Raw genomic sequence first — 20155 nt, forward strand, 5'->3', positions numbered from 1 at the left:
AGCGGCCGTTCTCGTGCCTCTCCTAATGATCGCGATGCGGTCTGCCATGGCCGGCACTTTCCGCGGGCCGGGATCACGGCTGGGGCAGGACACGCTCGCGTCTGTCGATACAAACGCCCTCTTCGTTGCCTCATGCCTCGAAGACAAAACGCGTTCCGACCGCCGAGTGGATGACCTTGTCGGGCATCTCAGCCCGGACTAGGTCGTAAAACCTTTCACCTGCACAATGGCCCGGTATCAGATAGTCGGGATTGAACTCCTTGAACGCTGCGATGACCTGCTGGATGTAATCGTCATTCAGCGGTGGCACGATGTGGAAGCCGCCGATGAGCGCATGCACCTTCTGAACGCCGGAAGCGGCTTGTGCCTGCCTGATCGTATTAATAACGCCGCGGTGACTGCAGGACGTCAGCACGACCAGCCCCTTTCCTTTGACGACAAAGCTCGTGGCGATCTCATGCTCGAAGTCGTCGGGAATGAAAGTGCCAGTGTTCTTCGCTGGCGAGACCTTCTCCGGGAAACATCCGAACCCGTTGACGACCCCGACCTTCTCGCGGCTTGGGCGCAGCGGCTTCTCGAAACCGCTCAACGCGATCTTGCCCGTGGTGAAGGCGTGATCGGCCACAACGGCCGGCCCTTCCGCCATCATAAGCGAGAGGTCCGCTTCCATGATGGCCTTGCGATCGAGCACACCATACTGGCCGGCGGCGGTTTCGCGCGTGCAGAAACAATCCTCTCCGCCGACGAAGAAAGGAAGACCCGTCTTGAGCTTGCCCTTGTTCGCCGACAGAAAGCCGACTAGCCCGCCGAAATGATCATAATGGCCGTGGCTCAGCACCATGGCATCGATGCTCGCCGGGTCGATCTTCAGGACCGACATGTTGTTGAGGAGAGTGCTCGGCTGATAGCCGAAGTCGATCAGGATATTGCGCACCTCGTTGTCGCGCCGCGACTGGGCGTGCATCGAGAGCCCCCACTCGCCAAGCAGGTCCACGCTCGGAGGGGCATCCTTGCTTAGATTGCCGCCCGGATTGCGCTCGATGGTTAGCCCATCTCGCTTCTCGGTCGGAATAAACTTGATGAGCTGATTGTCCGTGACGATCTGCACCGCGAGACTATCGATCTCCGGCGGCTTGGAGCCCAGCGCTTGCGCTTGTGCGGTTTGTGAGGTGCTGACCAGCGTGCCGATCAATGCGGTCACAAATCCGGTACCACCTGCGCAAAGCAAGCCGCGTCTGGATATGGATGAGGCAACCGAATTGCAATTGCAGGAGCCGAACTGCATGACCCGGTCCTCGGCGTAGCAGTTGTCCAGAAGAAAACAATGCACCTGGATGGGTCGTCGCGCAACGGGAATTCTCAAGCGTGAGGCTTCTCGAAGAACGTGACGCGATCTACTAAGCTAGGCCGCTTGCCAGTTCTATTGGCCCCCACGAGTCAGGAACTGCAAGACCGCCAGCCTGAGGTGAGCGTTCGCTCTGCCACGCACTCGCCCGAAAATAGACAATCCATCTACGGCCATCTGCTGTCGTTCAGCACCAGCCAGACTGCCGAAAAGCGGACCGTCCGAAGGCCCGAGAAGGGTCGGTATTGTTGAAAAAGTCCCTGACGCCCTTCGGCTCCTCAACAGGTAGCGGCAACTGCAGCGCACCGGCCCAACCTGTTGTATGCTGACGCACAAAAACGAGCCCCAAACGGAGTTTTTCAACGATATCGGTCGCAAGCAGCCCTTGGCAGCGGGTACCAAGCGTCAGATTTTGACCACTAGAGCGGGGTCCGAGCGGGTTGAAACCGTGGTGATGGCAACGCGTTGGCCGGTCCCCGGGGGGGCGGCTCAACGGAGGTGGCCCATGCCCTCAGCTTTGTCTGTCGACCTGCGCCAGCGCGTCGTCTCGGCCGTTGCAGAAGGCGCCTCCTGCCATCAGGCCGCCGCGCGCTTCGGGGTCAGCGTGGCCAGCGTCAGCCGCTGGTCCAGGCAGCAGGAGGGCCAGGGAGATGTCACGCCCAAGCCCATGGGCGGCGACCAGCGCTCGCAGCGCATCGAGGCTCATGCCGAGCTCATCCTGCAGACCTACCAAGCCCACCCGCAGAGCTTCCTGCATGAGCTCTGCGAGACGCTCCAGGAGCAAGGCGTTCCGGTCAGCCGCAGTAGCCTGTCGCGCTTCTTCGCCCGGCACCGCATCACGCGGAAAAAAGGGCGACGTACGCAGCTGAGCAGGAGCGGGAGGATGTAAAGGCGGCTCGTGAGGCGTGGTTTGCCGGCCAGCTTGAGCTGGATCCGGAGCGACTGGTGTTCCTGGATGAGACCGCCGCCACCACCAGCATGGTCCGCCGCTACGGCTGGGCCCCGCGCGGCGAGCGTTGCCGCCTCGCGGCACCCGCAGGGCACTGGAAAACCACCACTGTGATTGCCGGGCTGCGCACGAGCGGGCCTGACGCGATCGCTCTGCTGGACGGCCCTGTGACGGGCGAACGCTTCCGCGCCTACGTGACCGACACCCTGGTCCCCACCCTGAGACCCGGCGACACCGTGATCCTGGACAATCTGGGCGCTCACAAGGTGGCCGGCGTGCGCGAGGCGATCGCGGCAACCGGGGCCCGGCTGCTTTATCTTCCTCCGTACTCACCTGAGTTCAACCCGATTGAGCAGGCCTTCGCCAAGCTGAAAGCGCTGTTGCGCAGGGCGGCGGCCCGCAGTGTCAGTGAACTCTGGGCGGCGATCCACCAAGCCTTCAAATGCTTCTCGCCGGCTGAGTGCCGCAACTACTTCACAGCTGCTGGATACGAGGATGATGCTTACGCTTCAACCTGATCGGGAGCGGCTCTAGAGCATTTTCAGTGAAATCCGGGTCAGCCTTGATCGTATCCTGGGCTGCACCCGTCGTAGCCTGCCGGCGCGCCCGCGGCCACACCTTGCGAGACGCGATCAGGATTAAGCTGAAAATGCTCTAGGAGCCCGTCCGAGTAACGGTTTGATGCGTTGGGACTAAGGTTGAGATCTGGGCGGATGGCTCCTGCGCCACAGGCTCAGCGCGCGGCCTGCGCCAGCTTCAGGAGGTTATGGGCGGTGCAGATCATCGCCCACTCGCCGCGGACCTGATCGAGCCCACGTAGCAGGAACTGTCGGAAGCCTCTGGCCTGCTTGATCTGCCCGAACACCGGCTCGACGACCTGCTTCCTGAGACGGTAACGGCTCCGGCGCCCAGCCCGCTTCAGGCGGACGGCCATCGCGCTCATCAGGGGCATCTTCGTCAGCCTCCGGCGACCTGCTGCATCCGCCTCGCCGTGACGGGCACGGCCCGGAGCGAGATAGGCTGTGATCCGTCGCTCCTGCAGCGCGGCCAGGTTCGCCTCGGTGGCAAAGCCGGCATCTCCGGAGACCTCCCGCGGCTTGCGCCCGAGATGGGTGCAGACGCCGTCGACGAGCGGCACGAGAGCGCGCGAGTCGGCGGGGTTCGTCACGAGCCGATGCGCGACGATCACCTGATGGGCCGCATCAACCGCAATCTGGCCGTTGTAGCCCTGCACGAACCCGTCGCGCGTGGGCAGGATGCGGCTGTCCGGGTCGGTGAAGTTGCGCTGCGCCCGGTCGGGCGGACCGCCGTCCTCGCCCCGCAAGGGCCGACCTTGCCAGCGCATGCCCGACGAGGCCCCCGGCCCGTCCTCGTCCTCCGGATCGGGCGGATCGGCAGCCTCTGCCTCCAACGCGGCCTTGGCGGCGCGGATCGTCTCCAGCCGCCGCTGCTTGTCGGCCATCCAGGCCGGTGTCTCGTCGCCACGATGGTCGGTCCCATGAGCCCGATCCTCCGCCGCGTCGGCCTCGCGCGCTTGATCCAGCCAAGCCTCGACCTCGGCGGCCAGCGTCGACTCGGCCGCCTTCATCCGGCCGTAGCTCATCGCCTTGTGGCGCGAGGCGTTGGCCTTCAGCTTGGTGCCGTCCACCGCCACGTGGGCAAAGCCGACCAGCCCGGCCGCCCGGCACAGCCGCAGCACCTGCACGAACAGGTCCGAGAGCGCCGTCAGATGCCGCTTGCGGAAGTCAGCGATGGTGCGGAAGTCGGGCCGGTTCAGGCCGGTCACGGCCATGAAGTCAACCCGCTCCTCGCAGGCGCGGGCGAGCTGACGCGACGAGTACAGACCGCGGCTGTAGCCGTAGAGGAGCAGGGCCACCATCATGCCGGGATGGTAGGGCGGGTAGCCGCGCTCCTCGGTGTAGGTGTCGAGAATGGCTGAGAGGTCGAGCGCCTCGCGCACCGTATCGCGCACGAAGTGCGCCATGTGCCCGGGCGGCACGAACTCATGCAGCGAGGGTGGCAGCAGCCAGCCCTGATCGACGTCCCAGGAGCGAAACACCTTGGCCATGAGCCGAGTGAATCATCCCAAAGCGCCGCCGTCGAGGTACTTACTCGGACGGGCTCCTAGTGTGCGCAGGTGGCCAGATCGCACCCCCTCACGATCACTGGGCCAGATAGGAATGCACGTGAAGCCCCACTGATGGCTGCTGAGGGCCTTCGCGCAGTGGTACGGAGGGTGCCTCGTGCCAGCTGGTAGCGTCACAGGCGTCCTGCTCTACGCACCATAGGCGCCCCTCCGCGACCACTGCCCGGACCCTGAAGGCTTTCCTGGACCCCTTGATGCCAGGGCTGAATCTGAGGGTGAGCACGCGCAGGGGCGCATCGTCGCACCCATCGCGAGTCATGCTGTCTCCTGGTGGTCAGTGAGGTCGCGGTCGCTCAGACGGCGTAGCGTGGGAGCCGCTCAAGCTCCTTCGCCATGTCCTCAACCGTAGGCGTCTCGTACTCGTCGCCCACATCGGACGAGCTATGGCCGCAGAAGGCGAACCGAATGCGCCGTTCGATGCCTGCTCTTGCCGCGCGTCGCTTGAAGGTGTGACGCCAAGCGTGGTTCGGGCTGATGTTTGGGTCTGTCACGCCGAGACCGCGGACCCACTCAGCAAGCTTGTTCCGCTGCTTCACCCACGGTGCCTGAACGGGGTTCGTGGGGTCGTCACGCTCCACCTTCTGCCCCTCGGGATCGTAGAACAGCGGCCCTTTACCGGTGCCTTGGACAAACGCGAGGAAGCCTTGTTCGATGATGTGAGGGTGGATGGGGACCACGCGAGCTTGGCCGCCCTTCACGGTGCCAGCCTCGGGGTTGATCTTCATCACCCAGAACCCAGCCTTGTGCTGCTGGATGTCCTCAGCGCGAAGCTGCGTGACCTCCCCAGGGCGTGACCCGGTGTAGGCACAGAGCCAAGGCACCCAGCGACGTGCTGCTGCGTTGTGAGCAGCCATCCGGGGCGGCTGAGGCGCCGTTGTCGCTCTCAGGATGGTAGCCCACTCGGCGTCCTCAAACTCCCGCTCACGGACCTTCTGAGGAGCCTTCCCGACCGCTACCGAGACCCCATCGAAGGGGTTCACGGTGATGCGCTTGTTGTCGAGAGCCCACCCGAAGTTCACCCGTGCAGCCCTGAGCCACACGTCATTGACGACGCTTGCGGACCGCTCAGGGGTGACCAGCGTGTCCTTCCAAGCCAGGGCATCTTCAGGGGTGATGGCGGCAATGTCCCTCCCCTCGAAGAAGGCGTCCAGGGCTCGCATAACGGCTCGCCAACGGTTGACCGTGGCAGCGCCCGGCTTGCGCTCTTTGATCCACGCCTCGAACAGCGACCAGGGAGTCAGCCCAGCGCGCTTCTCAGGAGCCTTCCTGTGGAACTCAGGGTGTCGCTCAACCCGGGCATCGGGCGTGTAGTCGCCATCAGCACGGCGCCTGAGCGTAGCAGTAGCAGCCGATAGCTCTCCCTCAACGATGTCGAGGAACGCGTCCGTTGCCTCCTGAGTGAGCCTGATGCCCTGTTCGCCCAAGAAGCTGGCGACCTGTCCTAGCTCAGTGACGACTTGTCGCACATGACGGCGTGTGGCCGGGCTCTCAGGAGCGTCATCGTCCTCACCGGGGGCGCCTAGCTGATTGGAGAACCTTTCCCGAGCTTCCTCAAGCCGTTCGTAGAGGTGGTCCCACTGCTCAGGCTGTCCCGGTTCCTGTTCGTGCCTAGAGACAAACCAAACGTACCACTGCCCAGCCAAACCATGGGCTTCTCGGTGAGTGAGCCCCCTGCCCTCGCCCCTTGCTGCTGCCCTGAGTGTCTCGATACGGCCCGTTACGGTGGCGTCCCAATCCCGTAGCTCGGCCTTAGCGGTGCCCACTGACAGGCTGGAAGGGCGACGGAAACGCTCCTCCTGAGAGACCCCGAACGCTGCCTTGTACGCCTCACGTATGTCCTTTGGGATGCCCTTCCGGGCGAACCAGTCACCGTTAGGAGCACGGCTCAGGGAGGTCATCGGAACAGCCATTTGTAGCGCCCTTTGTAGCGGCAGGGCGCCGAGAAACATCGGAGTGGCAGTATCTTACTGGCGTCACTCACGTTTTCAATAAGGCTGGTGCGGACGGCCGGACTCGAACCGGCACGGCCTTACGGCCGCAAGATTTTAAGTCTCGTGCGTCTACCGATTCCGCCACGTCCGCGCCGGTCCGGGTTACTCCGCCACCGGGCGCGAGATCAAGCGCCGGCGGCGTCGGAGGCCGGCCTCCAGCCGTAGAGCCACGCGTAGCGCTCGGTCATGCGGGCGGGTCCGAGTCGGCTCATCACGGCGTCCCGGGCCGCTGCCGCGAGACGCCCGGCATGATAGATGCGCCCGTTGCGGCGCGCCTGGGACTGGATGGTGCGGGCGCGGGGCCCGCGCGCCGTCGCATAGGCGGCGAGCGCCGCCGGCACCTGCCTCCCCGACAGGCTCGCCGCCAGCACCGCCGCATCCTCGATGGCGAGCGCCGCGCCCTGGGCCAAATAGGGCAGCACCGGATGGGCGGCGTCGCCGAGGAGCGCGAGGCGCCCGCGTGCCATCGGGGCGGCGGCCCGGCGATCCGCGAGGGTCCAGACCAGCCACTGCTCCGGAAGGCGGAGGAGGTCGGCGAGCGGCGCGGCGGCATCCGCGAAGGCGGCCCTCAGCTGGGCGGGATCGCCCGGCGCGCTCCAATCCGCATCCTCCCCCGCCTGGGGCAGGACCGCCACCAGATTAATCCGCTCGCCGCCCGCGATCGGATAATGCACCACGTGCCGCCCGTGCCCGAGCCACAGGCCCGTCTCGTCGCCTCGCAGGGCCGGCGGGGCGCAGTCGCGCGGCACTGTCGCGCGCCACGCCGCCGCTCCGACCGGGCGTAAGGGGCGCCCGTCGAGACACGCCCGCAGGGTCGAGCGGATCCCGTCCGCCGCGACGACGAGGTCGGCGGCGAGCGTCTCGGCGCGCCCGCTCTCGCTCTCGAGCGTCAGGCTCGCGCCTGCCTGCGTCTCGGCAAAGGCGGTCGCGCTGCGCCCGACGAGAAGCCGGATGCCCGGCCGGCCCCGCACCGCGTCGAGGAGGATCGTCTGCAGATCGGCCCGGTGGATCACCAGATAGGGCGCACCGAACCGCTCGCGCATGGCGGGGCCGAGCGCCACCTCGCCGATCTGGCGCCCGCTCGCGAGGCCGCGGATCCGCACCCGGGACGGCTCCGTCGCCGCGCGGCGCAGCGACGGCCCGAGCCCGAGATCGGTCAGGATGCGACTGGCATTCGGCGAGAGCTGCAGGCCGGCCCCGACCTCGCTGAAGGCCGTGCGCCGCTCGGCCAGCGTCACCGTATGGCCGCGCGCCGCGAGCGCGAGCGCCGCCGTGAGCCCGCCGATCCCCGCCCCGGCGATGGCGATCCTGAGGCCCGGCCGGTCCGGGACGGGGCTATTCGGCGGCAAGGCGGGCGCGGTCGTCCCAGACGCAGGAGGCCGGATCGGCGGTGCCCGGCTTCAGGTCGGAACGGTAGCGATAGAGCGTCGAGCAGTACTGACAGATGATCTCGCTCTCGGCGCCCATGTCGAGGAAGACGTGGGGGTGGTCGAAGGGCGGCAGCGCCCCGATGCACATGAACTCCTTCGAGCCCACATGGATGACGCGCACGCCGTCCTGGTTGTGGAAGTGGGGTACCGCCTTGTCTGCCATCGCGGGGATCCTGCTGGAGCCTGGCTCTCTCAGCGCCCCCCTCTAGCCCCTTGCGGACGGGGCGCCTAGAGCATTTTCCGACGAAGCGGACACCGGTTCGTCGCAGAAGATGCGAAGAATCAAGAACCTGGAACAGGGCTCGTTCCCGTTGAAACGAGCCCTGTTCCAGAGCCGGGCCGTCGCTGTCATCCGGCCCGGCCGTCCCGCTTTGGTCACGATCGCCCCTCAACGAGGCCCGTGTGAGACGAACATTGAGGGGATGGTTACGATGAGGACCTGGATCACCGGCGCGGCGCTCGCCGCCGCGCTCCTGGTGCCGCAGGCGGCGTCCGCGCAGAGCAACACCGCCGTCGGCGCCGGGGCCGGCGTCGTGGCGGGGGCGGTGGTGGCCGGGCCGATCGGCGCCGTGGTGGGCGGCCTCGTCGGCGCCGCCTGGGGCGAATCCACGAAGCCGCGCCGCCGCTACGCCCGGCGCCGGGCCGTCCGGGCGAAGGCCGCCGCGCCCGCCGCCCGGGTCGCCCAGCGGACCAATACCGGCTGGGTCAACCCGCGCTGAGCGGGCGGCAGGCCCGCCCGCACGGAACCGCGCTTGGCTTCCGGGTCGGAAGCGCCTACATCGACGTTACGCCCGCAAGCCCACGCGCCAGTCAAGCCGGATCCGGTTCCATGAGTCGTGACGAGCAGAAGACGGCCCAGGATGGCCGCCGTCAGGAACCGCCCATCCACGGTCCCGAGGCCTTCGAGGCCATGCGCAAGGCCGGGCGCCTCACCGCCGAGGCGCTCGACCTGCTGATGGAGGCGGTGGCGCCGGGCATCACCACCGAGGCGCTCGACAAGCTCGCCTACACCTTCGCCATGGACCACGGCGCCTATCCGGCCTCGCTGTTCTACCGCGGCTACCCGAAGTCGATCTGCACCTCGATCAACCACGTCGTCTGCCACGGCATTCCCAACGACAAGCCCCTGCGCGAGGGCGACATCGTCAATCTCGACATCTGCCTGATCGTGGATGGCTGGCACGGGGATTCGAGCCGCATGGCCTATGTGGGCGAGGTGCCCCGCAAGGCCGCGCGCCTGTGCGAGATCACCCACGAGGCGATGATGCGCGGCATCGCCGCCATCAAGCCCGGGGCCACCACCAACGACATCGGCGCGGCGATCCAGAGCTTTGCGGAGGGCGAGCGCTGCTCCGTGGTGCGCGACTTCTGCGGCCACGGGCTCGGGCGCGTCTACCACGACGCGCCGACCATCCTCCACTACGTGGAGCCGAGCTACAGCGTGGTGCTGCGGCCGGGCCAGTTCTTCACCGTGGAGCCGATGATCAATCTCGGCCGGCCGCACGTGAAGGTGCTCTCCGATGGCTGGACCGCCGTGACCCGCGACCGCTCGCTGTCGGCCCAGTTCGAGCACACCGTGGCGGTGACGGAGACGGGGGTGGAGATCTTCACCCTGTCGCCGAAGGGCCTGGACATGCCGCGCCGGCCCGCCTGAGCGGGCGGATCCGCCTCCGATGGCCCGCGGCCGGCCTCATCCCCCGGACAGGACCGGCGCGCTCGCCGAGGCCGCGGGCGAGACGCCGCATTACCACGGCCATCGCGAGCGGCTGCGGGCCCGCTTCGCGCAAGGCGACACGCTGCCCGACTACGAGTTCCTGGAACTGGTGCTGTTCCGCTCGATTCCGCGGCGGGACGTGAAGCCCATCGCCAAGGCGCTGATCCAGCGCTTCGGCAGCTTCGCGGAGGTGATCACCGCTCCGGCCGAGCTTTTGATGGAGACGGACGGGATCGGGCCCGCCGTCGTCGCCGACCTGAAGATCCTGGAGGCGGCGGGGCGGCGTCTCGCCCGCGGCGCGGTGGCCGAGCGCCCCCTGCTCTCCTCCTGGAGCGCCGTGATCGACTATTGCCGGGCCGCAATGGCCTTCGCGCCGCGGGAGGAGTTCCGCATCCTCTTCCTCGACAAGCGCAACCGGCTCATCGCCGACGAGGTGCAGGGCCGCGGCACCGTCGACCACACGCCGGTCTATCCCCGCGAGGTGGTGCGCCGCGCCCTCGAACTCTCGGCGACGGCGCTCATCCTCGTCCACAACCATCCCTCCGGCGATCCGACTCCCTCTCAGGCCGACATCCGGATGACCCGCGACATCGTCGGGGCGGCCGAGCCGCTCGGCATCGTGGTGCACGACCACATCGTGGTCGGGCGCGAGGGCCATGCGAGCTTCAAGGGCCTGAAGCTCATCTGAGCCGGGTTTTGCCTGCGGATTGGGCAGGAATCGGTCCTGTCAGCTTGAATCCCGTCCTGCCTCTGGGGCAGCCCGCGCGAACCCGAGACGGCAGCCGCGCATTTCCTTTGCCTTGGCCCCTGTCTTGCGTCTAGCCTCGGGCCATACAGGGGGACGCCCATGCCGCTCAGCGCGTTCGACGAAATGAACGGACTTCGGGAGAGCGGACACGACCAAGCCTCCGTCCGCTCTGCCTATGCGGCCTTGAAGACTTGGCTCGATTCGACGCCGCCGGAACATTTCAACACCCGCCGCAGTCAGGCCGAGCTGTTCTTCCGCCGGATCGGCATCACCTTCGCGGTCTACGGCGACAACGAGTCGACCGAGCGCCTCATCCCCTTCGACATCATCCCGCGGGTGCTCACCAAGCCCGAATGGGGGTTCCTGGAGCGGGGCCTCAAGCAGCGGGTCACCGCGCTCAACGCCTTCCTGGCCGACGTCTACGGCGCGCAGGAATGCATCAAGGCCGGGGTAATCCCCGGGGATCTCGTCTACCGCAATCCGCACTACCGGCTGGAGATGCGGGACTTCAAGGTCCCGCACGGCAAGTACGTCCACATCGCCGGGATCGATATCGTCCGCACCGGCGAGGACCAGTTCTTCGTGCTGGAGGACAATGCCCGCACGCCCTCCGGGGTCTCCTACATGCTGGAGAACCGGGAGGTGATGCTGCGCCTCTTCCCCGAACTGTTCTCCAGGCACCGGGTCTCGCCGGTGGAGGACTATCCGGACGCGCTGCTCGCGACCCTGCGCAGCCTCGCGCCGATGAGCGCGGCGCGCGACCCGACGGTGGTGCTGCTGACGCCCGGGCGCTTCAACTCGGCCTTCTACGAGCACTCGTTCCTGGCCGACAAGCTCGGCGTCGAGCTCGTCGAGGCCTCGGACCTCTTCACCAAGGACGACGTGGTCTACATGCGGACCACGGAGGGGCCGCGGCGGGTCGACGTGATCTACCGGCGCATCGACGACGACTTCCTCGACCCGCTGGTGTTCCGGCCCGATTCGGTGCTCGGCGTGCCGGGCCTGATGAGCGCCTATCAGAGCGGCAGCGTGACCCTCGCCAATGCGGTGGGCACCGGCATCGCGGACGACAAGGCAGTCTACAGCTACATGCCGGAGATCGTGCGCTTCTTCACCGGCGAGGAGCCGATCCTGCACAACGTGCCGACTTGGCGCTGCCGCGAGAAGGAGGCCCTGGCCTATGTGCTGGCCAATCTCGGCGACCTCGTGGTCAAGGAGGTCAACGGGTCGGGCGGCTATGGCATGCTGGTGGGGCCGCACGCGACGAAGCGCGAGATCGAGGAGTTCGGCCGCAAGCTGCGCCACGCGCCGGACGGCTTCATCGCCCAGCCGACCCTCGCCCTCTCCACCTGCCCGACCTTCGTGGCCTCGGGCGTTGCGCCCCGCCACGTCGACCTGCGGCCCTTCGTGCTCTCGGGCGCGGACGAGATCCGGATCGTGCCGGGCGGCCTCACCCGCGTGGCGCTCAAGGAGGGCTCGCTCGTGGTGAATTCGAGCCAGGGCGGGGGGACCAAGGACACCTGGGTGCTCGATGCATGACCGCACGGCCCGGCATCCCGCGATTCGTGCGGGAGGCCGGTTCGCCGCAGGCCCGGCGGCATGATCACGGCTCCGGCCCCCCATCCCTCCTCTCGCGAAACGCGTCCGCCATGCTGTCCCGCACCGCCGACAACCTCTACTGGGTCTCGCGCTACACCGAGCGCGCGGATTTCATCGCCCGGATCCTCGACGCGGCCCTGCGGCTCACAGCCCTCCCGGCCAGCTACGGCGGGGGCGAATCGAACGAATGGGGCTCGGCGCTCGCCTCCGCGGGCAGCGCCGAGATCTTTCGGCCGCTCTACGACAGCGTGAACGAGCACACGGTCCGGGACTTTCTGGCCTTCAGCCCGCACAACCCCTCGTCGATCCGCTCCTGCCTCCAGACGGCCCGCGAGAACGCCCGCAGCGTCCGCACCGCGCTCACCGGCGAGATGTGGGAATCGATCAACGAGGCGTGGCTGACCTTGCGCTCCTACGAGGGCCGGGACCTCAGCCGCGAGGAATTCGCCCGCTTCCTCGACTGGGTGAAGGGCGTGTCGCTGGCCTTCGACGGCTCGGCCTACCGCACCATGCTGCGCAACGATTCCTACTGGTTCACCCGCCTCGGCGTCGCGATCGAGCGGGCGGACAACACCGCCCGCATCCTCGACGTGAAGTACCACGTGCTGCTGCCCGAGACGGAGCGGGTCGGCGGCAGCCTCGACTACTTCCAGTGGACGACGATCCTGCGCGAGGTGTCGGCGCTCACCGCCTATCACTGGGTCTACCGCGAGAGCATCAAGCCGTGGCTGGTCGCCGACCTGCTCATCCTCAACCGGCAGATGCCGCGCTCGCTCGCCAATTGCTACGAGATGCTGGTGCGCCACCTCGACCTGATCGCGGATGCCTATGGGCGCCGCGGCCCGAGCCAGCGCCTTGCCAGCAACATGCTGGCGCGGCTCGACAGGATCTCGGTGGAGGGCGTCTTCGCGGGCGGGCTGCACGAGTTCATCCAGGACTTCATCCAGGAGAACAACCGCCTCGGGGAGGCCATCACCGACCAGTATCTCGTGTGACGCTTAATCCGTTGCCGGCTGCGACGCATCACCCCTCCCCGGCCGGATGCCCGGCGCGCGGTTTCGCGCTAGAGGACGGACTCCACCGTGCGGGCCGCTTCCCCCGGGAACCTCCCCCACCCTGACAGGACACCATGCGCATCCGCGTCGTTCACGAGACGGCCTACGAGTACCAATCTCCGGCCCGCGGCCTGATCCAGATGCTGCGCCTCACCCCGCGCGACCATGACGGGCAGCATGTCCGCGCGTGGCGCATCGAGCCGACGGCGGACGGGCGCCTCAGCCGCCGCAAGGACGGGTTCGGCAACATCGTCCACGTGTTCAGCGCCGACGGGCCCGAGGAATCCCTGGTGGTCCGGGTGTGCGGCGAGGTCGAGACCACCGAGACCCACGGCGTCATCCGGGGGGCCGTCGAGCGTCTGCCCGACATGTTCTACCTGCGCGAATCGCGCTTCGCGGCCGCCGATCCGGCGATTCGCGAATTCGCCGACGACATCGCCCGCAGCGAGGCCGATCCGCTGGCGCGCCTCCACGCCCTCCTGGCGGGCGTGCATCGCGAGGTGGAATACGCCCCCGGCGGGCCGACCCACTCGAACAGCACCGCCGCCGAGGCTTTCGGGCTGCGCAAGGGGGTGGGCCAGGACCTCGCCCATATCTTCCTCGCGGCGGCGCGGCACCTCGAGATCCCGGTGCGCTATGTCTCCGGCTATTACTACCGGGCCGACACGCCCGCACAGGAAGCGGGGCATGCCTGGGTCGAGGCCGCGGTGCCCGATCTCGGCTGGGTCGGCTTCGATCCGTGCTTCGGCATTTCCGCCACGGAGGCGCATCTGCGGGTGGCCGTCGGCCTCGACTACCTCGACGCCGCTCCGGTGCGCGGCAGCCGGATGGGGGGCGGCACCGAGACGATGACGGTCCGCGTGGTCGTGGACGACGTCCGCGCCCAAGTGCAGGCCCAAGCGCAGGCTCAGGCGCAGTCCTGACGAGTGGGGCCGGCCGTGGCGCAATTGTGACGGGACGGCGAATTCGCGGCGGCGAACGGCGGAGATCTTGCCTTGCGGCAGGCGTGACTTATGGGTGGGGGCCGGGTTACCGGCAGCCCGGCCCGGGGTCGGCGCGCGGCGACCATGGCCGCTCTGCGACGCCTTCACCTCACGCAAGACTAAGTCCGATGACCGCCTTCCCGTTCGATCTCCCGCTCGCCCACTTCCTCACCATGACGGCCTCGGTGATCGCGGGCGCCCTCGTCGCCGATTCCGTGGAGACCTCGGGCCGCCGCTGGCTCGACCGGGTGCGGCGCTTCCTCGGCATTCGCTGACGACCAGCGCTTTCAACTGGACCCGGTCCGCCGGCTTTGCGAGGGTTGGACGGACGCGCGCCGGCGGGAGCCGAGGGGAGCGCTGAGCGATGACTTACTGCGTCGGGATCCTGGTCGAGGACGGCCTCGTCATGATCGCCGACACCCGCACCAATGCGGGTCTCGACGACATCTCGACCTTCCGCAAGCTGCACCTGTTCGAGGTGCCCGGCGAGCGGGTGCTCGCGCTCGCCTCGGCGGGCAATCTCTCGGTGACCCAGTCGGTCGTGGCCCTGCTTAACGAGGGCGTGGCGAACCCCGAGACGGGCGCCGTCGAGACCATCCTGGAGGCCCCGACCATGTTTCAGGCCGCCCAGCTCATCGGCCGGGCGATCCGTCGCGTGCGGGCGATCGAGCGCGAGGGGTTCGAGGCGGCGCAGCTGCGCTTCGAGGTCACGTTCCTGTTCGGCGGCCAGATCGCCGACGGGCCGATGCGGCTCTACATGATCTACTCGGCCGGCAACTTCATGGCTTGCAGCCAGGACGCGCCCTTCCTGCAGATCGGCGAGCACAAATACGGCAAGCCCATTCTCGACCGCGCCGTCACCTTCAAGACGGACATCTACGACGCGCTGAAGGTCGGGCTGATCTCGATGGATTCGACCATGCGCTCGAATCTGGGCGTCGGCCTGCCCATCGACCTCGCGGTGATCCGCCGCAACAGCTGCCGGACGGAGGTCGTGCACCGGATCGAGGCGGGCGAGCCCTATTTCCATGACCTGCGCGAGCGCTGGTCGGCAGCCTTGCGAGCAGCGCACCGGGCGATCCCGCGCCCGCCCTATGGGCCGTCCGCAGGGGTGTGAGACGGTTTCCGGTTGGTCTTTTCGAGACGAGACAAGCGCGGGGAACCCCTCTCCCGTGCGGGAGAGGGGCAGGGGTGAGGGTGGAGACGGTGCAGCAAGTATCCTGAACCGTGCCGCTGCCAGCACCACCGTCTCGGTTTTATTCTGAAGGGTCCGGGACCCTCACGTGGGATCTTCGATCCCCATACCCCTCTCCCACTCGGAAGAGGGGATCCCGCGGTTCCCGCGCCATTGCCTTGAGCAGCGCCTGCACGGCCGCCCCCGGATCCGCTGCCCGCATCACCCCGCCCATAACGGCGACGCCAGCGGCGCCTGCCGCAAGGCAGGCCGGCGCCGTCCCCGGCTCCACGCCGCCAAGCGCGATCACCGGCAGCCCGGTCCGAGCCGCCTGCGCGAGCGCGGCCGGCCCCAGCGCCGGGCCGTAGCCGGGCTTGCTCGCGCTCGCGAAGATCGGGCTGAGGGTCGCGTAATCGGCGCCGGCCTCCCGGGCCGCCGCGATCTCCGCGAGGCGATGGGCCGAGAGGCCGATCAGGGCCCCGGGCCCGAGCCGCGCCCGCGCCTCGGCCACCACCGCGGCCGAGGCGAGCTGCACGCCGTCCGCTCCGATCCGCGCCGCGAGATCGACGTCGCGGCCAATTGTGAGGCGCCCGCCCGCCCCCCGCACCAGCCGGGCGAGGTCGGCCGCCAGCGCGGCGCGCTCGGCCTCCGGCAGGTCCCGGTCGCGCAGCCAGATCCAGCGGGCCCCCGCCTCCAGGGCCGCCCCGACCCGCCGCAGGAGCGGCAGGTCCGATCCGTGCCGGTCCGTGACCAAGAGGAGCCGGGCCGGAAGGCCGTTCACGAGCCGACGAGGCCGAGCTGCGGGCTCGACGGCTCCGCGCGGGCGCGCCGCGGGATGCGGCCGGCACCGAAGGCGAGGCGCCCGGCCTCGACGGCATGCCGCATGGCCCGCGCCATCCGCACCGGGTCGTCGGCCTTGGCCACCGCCGTGTTGAGCAGCACGGCGGCCGCGCCGAGTTCCATGGCGATCACCGCGTCGGAGGCCGTGCCGATGCCGGCATCGACGATCACCGGCACGGGCGAGCGGCGGCAGATCAGTTCGAGGTTGGCGGGGTTCGCCACGCCCATGCCGGAGCCGATCAGCGAGCCCATCGGCATCACGGCCGCGGCGCCGAGATCGGCGAGCCGGCTGCAGACCACCGGATCGTCGTTGCAATAGGGCAGCACCACGAAGCCCGCATCGACGAGCTGGCGCGTGGCCTCGATCGTCTCCGCGACGTCCGGATAGAGCGTCTCGCGGTCGCCGATGACCTCGACCTTGATCCAGTTCGTGCCGAGCGCCTCGCGGGCGAGCTCGGCGGTCATCACGGCGTCGCGGGCGGTCTCGCAGCCGGCGGTGTTCGGCAGGAAGCGGAAGCCGGACAGCAGTGAGACCGTGTCCGAGCCATGGCCGCGCAGCGACACGCGCCGGATCGACAGGGTCGCCACCTCGGCCCCGCTCGCCCGCACCGCCTCGGCCATGATGGCCTGGGTCGGGTAGCCGGCCGTGCCGATGAGGAGGCGCGAGCGCAAGGCCGTCCCGGCGATCACCAGCGGGTCGTCGGCCTCGCGGCCGAGGGGGGCGACAATGGTCATGATCGAACTCCTGTTACGCAATCAGCTTCGTGATGATGGCCCCGTGGTCCGGGGCGGGCGCCCTCAGCCGCCCTGCATGGCGGCCCTCAGCCGCCCTGCATGGCGCGGACGATCTCGACGCGGTCGCCCTCCGCGAGCGCAGTCGCCGCCCAGTCCTGGCGGCGCACCACCGCTCCGTTGAGGGCGATGGCGAAGCCCTGCGGTCCCGGCAGATCGAGATCCGCGGTTTCCTCGCGCCAGAGCGCATCGAGGGTGGCGGCGGCGCTCTCGCGCGCCTCGCCGTTGACGGTGAGCTTCATGGGATCCTCTGCAGGCGGCTCCCGGCGCGCGCGAAGCGGCCGAGGCCGAAGGGGGCGGCGACGGCGGGGAGCGCGCCGCCGCGGACGAGTTCGCTGATCGCGGCGGCGGTGGCCGGCGCCAGCAGGTAGCCGTTGCGGTGGTGACCGACCGCCAGGGCGAGGCCGGGCAGCGCCTCGCCGAGGATCGGCGCGTCGTCGTCGGAGGTCGGCCGGAAGCCGCTCCAGACGCCCTCGATGCTCATCTCCTCAATGCCCGGAAAGGCGCGCCGCGCGCCCTCCAGCAGGGCGAACAGGCCGCCGGCGGTCAGGGTCGGGTCGAAGCCGATCTCCTCGACGGTGGCGCCGACGATGAGCTGCCCGTCGCTCTTGGGCGCCATGTGGATCTGCTCGGTCCAGACCACATGGTCGAGCCGGCCGCTGCGCTGCGTGGTCTTGAGGGCGAGGGACTGGCCCTTCAGCGGGCGCACCGGGAGCGCCAGCTCGGGCACGAGGCTGCCCTCCCCCGCCCAGGCGCCGGAGGCGAGCACGATTGTCCCGGCCCGCACCGCGCCAGCCGCCGTCCGGACGCCGACGACGCGCCCGCCGGCCCGGTCGAGCGCCTCGACCGCGCAATCCTCGACGAGGCGCCCGCCCGCGGCGCGCAGCGCCCGCCGGAGGGCCGTCATCACGCGGGGAGGATCGACCTGATGGTCCTCGGCGCAGAACAGGCCGGCCGTGACGGTGGGGCGCAGGGACGGCTCGCGGTCGCGCACCGCCGGCCCGGAAAGCCAGGCCACGTCGAGCCCCGCCCGGCGCTGCAGCTCATGCCGGAAGCGTAAGCGTTCGACCTCGTCGCGGCCGAGCGCGATCACCAGGGTGCCCTCGCGCCGGTAGTCGATGGTGAGGCCGGACGCGGCCTCCAGGTCGTCGCGGAAGGGATGCCAGAGCCGCTGGCTCTCCAGCGCCAGGGGCAGGAGCGCATCGCCGCCCGGCTCGTGCTCGGCGGCGGCGGCCAGCATGCCGGTGGCGGCGAGGCTCGCGCCGTCGCCGGCCCGCCCCTTCTCCAGCACCGCCACGGCGAGCCCGGCTTCCGCGAGCCGCCAGCCGATCGACAGCCCGATCAGGCCGCCGCCGACCACCACGACATCGGCCCGCTCGGGCAGGCGGTCGGTGGCGGGGTCGGCCTCCGCGCCGCGGCGCCGGCCGATCGGGGATGGAGAAGACATGAGCACCCTCGTCTCCACGGTAGCCCGTCGAGATTGGAGGTGCGCCCGCCGAAGTCCTTGAAGCGCCGGGTCCGCGGACCCCGTCCAATCCCTACGCCGGTATGAGCCGGATCAGGTTCGAAGGATTTCCGCGCTGATCGGCGGAAAGGCGCCGATCCATCGGTGTCTCAGCCCCTTGTCGGGGATCTCCCTGGAACGCCTGGGAATGTGGGCGAGGCCCGCGCCGCCGTCAACCGTTCCGCGCAGGCCGATAGAGCGCGATCTCCTCGGGAAACCCGTCGAGGGGGTGGCAGCCGAGCGGCTCCGGGTCGCCCCACAGGAAGTCGACGAAGGGCTTCGACATCAGGAGCGGCTCGTTCAGCACCTTGTTGAGCTTGGCGAGCCGGCTCGCGAGGTTCACGTCGCGCCCGATCACCGTGAAGTCGAGCCGCGCACCCGAGCCGACATTGCCGTAGGCCGCTTCGCCGTGATGCAGGGCGATCCCGGCCGCGATCCGGTCCGGGAAGCGGCCCGCGGCATTGGCCTCGTCGAGGCGCCGCAGGGCGGTCTGGGCGGCGGTGAGCGCGCTCTGAGCCGCACCGCCGAGCCCGTCGCCGGTCTCGCGGAAGATCGCGAGCAGGCCGTCGCCCATGTATTTCAGCACCTCGCCGCCCTCGCTCTCGATCGGCGGCACCAGGCAGTCGAAATAGGTGTTGAGGAGCTCGACGGAGGCTTCTGGCGTCAGCGAGGCGGTGAGTTGCGTGTAGCCGCGCATGTCGGCGAACAGGATCGCCGAGCGGATCCGCTCCACCTGCCCGCGGCGGATCGAGCCCGACAGGATCGCGTGGTGCGGCCCGTCGCCGACATAGATCCGCAGCACCTGGTCGAGCCGCGTGTTGAGGCCCCGCATCTCCATCACGGCCGACAGCGTCGGCACGATGAAGCGCAGGATGGCGAGGCTCTCGGCCGTGAAGCCCTCGGGCGAGCGCGTCGCGAAGGTCACGCCGTTGTTGGTGCCGTTGGTGAAGAACAGCGGCACCGCAAGATAGTGCCGGTAGCCGCCGGCCTTCAGCTCCGGGATGATCGCGAAACGATCGTCCGGCGTCTCGGCGAGATCGAGGAGCAGCCATTCGCGGGTGGCGTAGATATGCGCGAAGGGGCTCCGGGCGAGCGCCTGATCCGACGCCTCGCCGTGCGGGAACAGGCGCAGCGACACCCCATCTTCCCGCGTCCAGAACCGGCCGACCCCGGTATATTCCGAATGAAGCGCGTCGATGGCGGTGGTCGCCCGGTCGACCGGCACGCCGAGATCGTTCAGGCGCAGGGCCAGGCCCGCGAGAACGTCGCCCGATTCGGGCAGCCTTGCGCCCTCGCTCAGCAGCCAGTCGCGCAGGGCGACGCAGGCCCGGAACAGCCCGATCGGAATGGCGCTCGCCTCGGATCCGTCCGCCTCGGCCGTCGGCAGCGGATGGGATCGGTCGGTCGGCTGGGCGTGCGGCATGGGGCGGAGATGGGCAGCCCGCACGGCCAAGGCAAGGCTCCCGGTATGCTCTTGTGGCCGATGCGGGTCTTGCCAAGGTGACGTTGCGGCGACTTGCGCATCCGCGGGCCGTCGGCGTCTGAATAGAAACTGACGTGAGTGGAATCCGCCCCGCTCCTCATGCTGAGGTGCTGGCGATCGCAGATCGCGCGGGCGATCGCAGATCGCGCAGGCTGCCTCGAAGCACCCCGGACCGGTGCTCCCAGCTACCACAGCCTCGGACCAGCGGTCATGCGTGCTTCGAGGGCCGGCTGCCGCCGGCCACCTCAGCATGAGGGCCGGTGGGGCTGCCCCAGGCGGGAGCACTCAGTCATACGGCTTCCGGTCGATCCGTTCGGAGACGAGAGGGCGCGGGAACCGCGGGATCCCCTCTCCCGCACGGGAGAGGGGATCCCGCGGTTCCCGCGCCCTCTCGTCTCCGAA

The 20155-nt window shown here is 69.0% G+C and carries 19 protein-coding genes, 1 tRNA gene and 1 riboswitch; of the genes, 9 read left to right on the forward strand and 11 right to left on the reverse strand.

The annotated features are described in order from the left end of the window. Positions 1-130: 130 nt before the first annotated feature. Positions 131-1285 carry an MBL fold metallo-hydrolase gene (locus tag MNOD_RS35475; protein ID WP_063748578.1) on the reverse strand — a complete coding sequence of 385 codons (1155 nt, stop codon included), beginning with the start codon at positions 1283-1285 and terminating at the stop codon, positions 131-133. 565 nt (positions 1286-1850) lie between these two features. Between MNOD_RS35475 and MNOD_RS44590 the strand changes: the two genes are divergently transcribed. Continuing rightward, positions 1851-2812, forward strand: a protein-coding gene (locus MNOD_RS44590) for an IS630-like element ISMno11 family transposase (protein WP_076611772.1) whose coding sequence is annotated in 2 segments (ribosomal slippage) — positions 1851-2190 and positions 2190-2812 — 963 coding nt in all. Because the reading frame shifts where the segments join, the coding sequence is not laid out codon by codon here. A 215-nt stretch (positions 2813-3027) separates the two neighbouring features. On the opposite strand, the gene MNOD_RS35490 is transcribed toward MNOD_RS44590, so the two are convergent. From MNOD_RS35490 to MNOD_RS35510, 5 genes are all read right to left on the reverse strand, one after another. Beyond that, positions 3028-4362 (reverse strand): IS1182-like element ISMno38 family transposase, encoded by a 1335-nt coding sequence (locus MNOD_RS35490; protein WP_012631034.1) that lies wholly within the window; start codon positions 4360-4362, stop codon positions 3028-3030. 371 nt (positions 4363-4733) lie between these two features. Next, complete coding sequence (locus MNOD_RS42060) at positions 4734-6338, reverse strand: site-specific integrase (protein WP_157091632.1); 1605 nt, start codon at positions 6336-6338, stop codon at positions 4734-4736. Between the two features lie 97 nt (positions 6339-6435). Next, positions 6436-6522 (reverse strand) — tRNA-Leu (locus tag MNOD_RS35500). A gap of 34 nt (positions 6523-6556) precedes the next feature. Then, on the reverse strand, positions 6557-7780 hold the full coding sequence (locus tag MNOD_RS35505) for an FAD-dependent monooxygenase (protein WP_015933796.1): 1224 nt from the start codon (positions 7778-7780) through the stop codon (positions 6557-6559). Then, entirely contained in the window at positions 7767-8024 is a 258-nt protein-coding gene (locus MNOD_RS35510) for a zinc-finger domain-containing protein (RefSeq protein WP_015933797.1), read from the reverse strand. Before MNOD_RS35510 ends, MNOD_RS35505 begins: the two co-directional genes overlap by 14 nt. 268 nt (positions 8025-8292) lie before the next feature. On the opposite strand from MNOD_RS35510, the gene MNOD_RS35515 reads away from it, so the two are divergent. The 8 genes from MNOD_RS35515 to MNOD_RS35545 all read left to right on the forward strand — a co-directional run bounded on the left by MNOD_RS35515 (position 8293) and on the right by MNOD_RS35545 (position 15077). Continuing rightward, a complete protein-coding gene (locus MNOD_RS35515) occupies positions 8293-8580 on the forward strand; it encodes a hypothetical protein (RefSeq protein WP_015933798.1) in 288 nt (95 codons plus the stop codon). Between the two features lie 110 nt (positions 8581-8690). Beyond that, on the forward strand, positions 8691-9515 hold the full coding sequence (gene map / locus MNOD_RS35520; protein ID WP_015933799.1) for a type I methionyl aminopeptidase: 825 nt from the start codon (positions 8691-8693) through the stop codon (positions 9513-9515). Between the two features lie 19 nt (positions 9516-9534). Further along, entirely contained in the window at positions 9535-10263 is a 729-nt protein-coding gene (radC, locus tag MNOD_RS35525) for a RadC family protein (protein WP_015933800.1), read from the forward strand. A 159-nt stretch (positions 10264-10422) separates the two neighbouring features. After that, positions 10423-11862, forward strand: a complete 1440-nt coding sequence (locus MNOD_RS35530) for a circularly permuted type 2 ATP-grasp protein (protein ID WP_015933801.1) — start codon at positions 10423-10425, stop codon at positions 11860-11862. 110 nt (positions 11863-11972) lie between these two features. Next, a complete protein-coding gene (locus MNOD_RS35535) occupies positions 11973-12917 on the forward strand; it encodes an alpha-E domain-containing protein (protein ID WP_015933802.1) in 945 nt (314 codons plus the stop codon). A 134-nt stretch (positions 12918-13051) separates the two neighbouring features. Next, entirely contained in the window at positions 13052-13900 is an 849-nt protein-coding gene (locus MNOD_RS35540; RefSeq protein WP_015933803.1) for a transglutaminase family protein, read from the forward strand. A gap of 188 nt (positions 13901-14088) precedes the next feature. Next, entirely contained in the window at positions 14089-14235 is a 147-nt protein-coding gene (locus tag MNOD_RS48465; RefSeq protein WP_015933804.1) for a hypothetical protein, read from the forward strand. 89 nt (positions 14236-14324) lie between these two features. Beyond that, positions 14325-15077 carry a proteasome-type protease gene (locus MNOD_RS35545; RefSeq protein ID WP_015933805.1) on the forward strand — a complete coding sequence of 251 codons (753 nt, stop codon included), beginning with the start codon at positions 14325-14327 and terminating at the stop codon, positions 15075-15077. A 139-nt stretch (positions 15078-15216) separates the two neighbouring features. On the opposite strand, the gene MNOD_RS35550 is transcribed toward MNOD_RS35545, so the two are convergent. The 5 genes from MNOD_RS35550 to MNOD_RS35570 form a co-directional block, all read right to left on the reverse strand. After that, positions 15217-15915, reverse strand: a complete 699-nt coding sequence (locus tag MNOD_RS35550) for a thiamine phosphate synthase (RefSeq protein ID WP_015933806.1) — start codon at positions 15913-15915, stop codon at positions 15217-15219. Beyond that, entirely contained in the window at positions 15912-16709 is a 798-nt protein-coding gene (gene thiG, locus MNOD_RS35555; RefSeq protein WP_015933807.1) for a thiazole synthase, read from the reverse strand. Before thiG ends, MNOD_RS35550 begins: the two co-directional genes overlap by 4 nt. 86 nt (positions 16710-16795) lie before the next feature. Next, complete coding sequence (thiS, locus tag MNOD_RS35560; protein WP_015933808.1) at positions 16796-17008, reverse strand: sulfur carrier protein ThiS; 213 nt, start codon at positions 17006-17008, stop codon at positions 16796-16798. Further along, entirely contained in the window at positions 17005-18213 is a 1209-nt protein-coding gene (gene thiO, locus MNOD_RS35565; RefSeq protein WP_015933809.1) for a glycine oxidase ThiO, read from the reverse strand. The genes thiS and thiO overlap by 4 nt, the downstream gene beginning before the upstream one ends. 70 nt (positions 18214-18283) lie before the next feature. Next, a riboswitch (TPP riboswitch) is annotated at positions 18284-18414 on the reverse strand. A 28-nt stretch (positions 18415-18442) separates the two neighbouring features. After that, on the reverse strand, positions 18443-19693 hold the full coding sequence (locus MNOD_RS35570; protein ID WP_043752964.1) for an adenylate/guanylate cyclase domain-containing protein: 1251 nt from the start codon (positions 19691-19693) through the stop codon (positions 18443-18445). Between the last annotated feature and the right edge of the window lie 462 nt (positions 19694-20155).

Origin of the sequence: Methylobacterium nodulans ORS 2060 (assembly GCF_000022085.1) — a bacterium.
Taxonomy (GTDB): Bacteria; Pseudomonadota; Alphaproteobacteria; order Rhizobiales; family Beijerinckiaceae; genus Methylobacterium; species Methylobacterium nodulans.

Excerpts from the sequence above, each read along its gene's own strand:
- MNOD_RS35475 (WP_063748578.1), bottom strand. The coding sequence starts at position 1,285 with ATGCAGTTCGGCTCCTGCAATTGCAATTCGGTTGCCTCATCCATATCC.
- MNOD_RS35490 (WP_012631034.1), bottom strand. The coding sequence starts at position 4,362 with ATGGCCAAGGTGTTTCGCTCCTGGGACGTCGATCAGGGCTGGCTGCTG.
- MNOD_RS42060 (WP_157091632.1), bottom strand. The coding sequence starts at position 6,338 with ATGACCTCCCTGAGCCGTGCTCCTAACGGTGACTGGTTCGCCCGGAAG.
- MNOD_RS35510 (WP_015933797.1), bottom strand. The coding sequence starts at position 8,024 with ATGGCAGACAAGGCGGTACCCCACTTCCACAACCAGGACGGCGTGCGC.
- MNOD_RS35515 (WP_015933798.1), top strand. The coding sequence starts at position 8,293 with ATGAGGACCTGGATCACCGGCGCGGCGCTCGCCGCCGCGCTCCTGGTG.
- map (WP_015933799.1), top strand. The coding sequence starts at position 8,691 with ATGAGTCGTGACGAGCAGAAGACGGCCCAGGATGGCCGCCGTCAGGAA.
- radC (WP_015933800.1), top strand. The coding sequence starts at position 9,535 with ATGGCCCGCGGCCGGCCTCATCCCCCGGACAGGACCGGCGCGCTCGCC.
- MNOD_RS35530 (WP_015933801.1), top strand. The coding sequence starts at position 10,423 with ATGCCGCTCAGCGCGTTCGACGAAATGAACGGACTTCGGGAGAGCGGA.
- MNOD_RS35535 (WP_015933802.1), top strand. The coding sequence starts at position 11,973 with ATGCTGTCCCGCACCGCCGACAACCTCTACTGGGTCTCGCGCTACACC.
- MNOD_RS35540 (WP_015933803.1), top strand. The coding sequence starts at position 13,052 with ATGCGCATCCGCGTCGTTCACGAGACGGCCTACGAGTACCAATCTCCG.
- MNOD_RS48465 (WP_015933804.1), top strand. The coding sequence starts at position 14,089 with ATGACCGCCTTCCCGTTCGATCTCCCGCTCGCCCACTTCCTCACCATG.
- MNOD_RS35545 (WP_015933805.1), top strand. The coding sequence starts at position 14,325 with ATGACTTACTGCGTCGGGATCCTGGTCGAGGACGGCCTCGTCATGATC.
- thiG (WP_015933807.1), bottom strand. The coding sequence starts at position 16,709 with ATGACCATTGTCGCCCCCCTCGGCCGCGAGGCCGACGACCCGCTGGTG.
- thiS (WP_015933808.1), bottom strand. The coding sequence starts at position 17,008 with ATGAAGCTCACCGTCAACGGCGAGGCGCGCGAGAGCGCCGCCGCCACC.
- thiO (WP_015933809.1), bottom strand. The coding sequence starts at position 18,213 with ATGTCTTCTCCATCCCCGATCGGCCGGCGCCGCGGCGCGGAGGCCGAC.
- MNOD_RS35570 (WP_043752964.1), bottom strand. The coding sequence starts at position 19,693 with ATGCCGCACGCCCAGCCGACCGACCGATCCCATCCGCTGCCGACGGCC.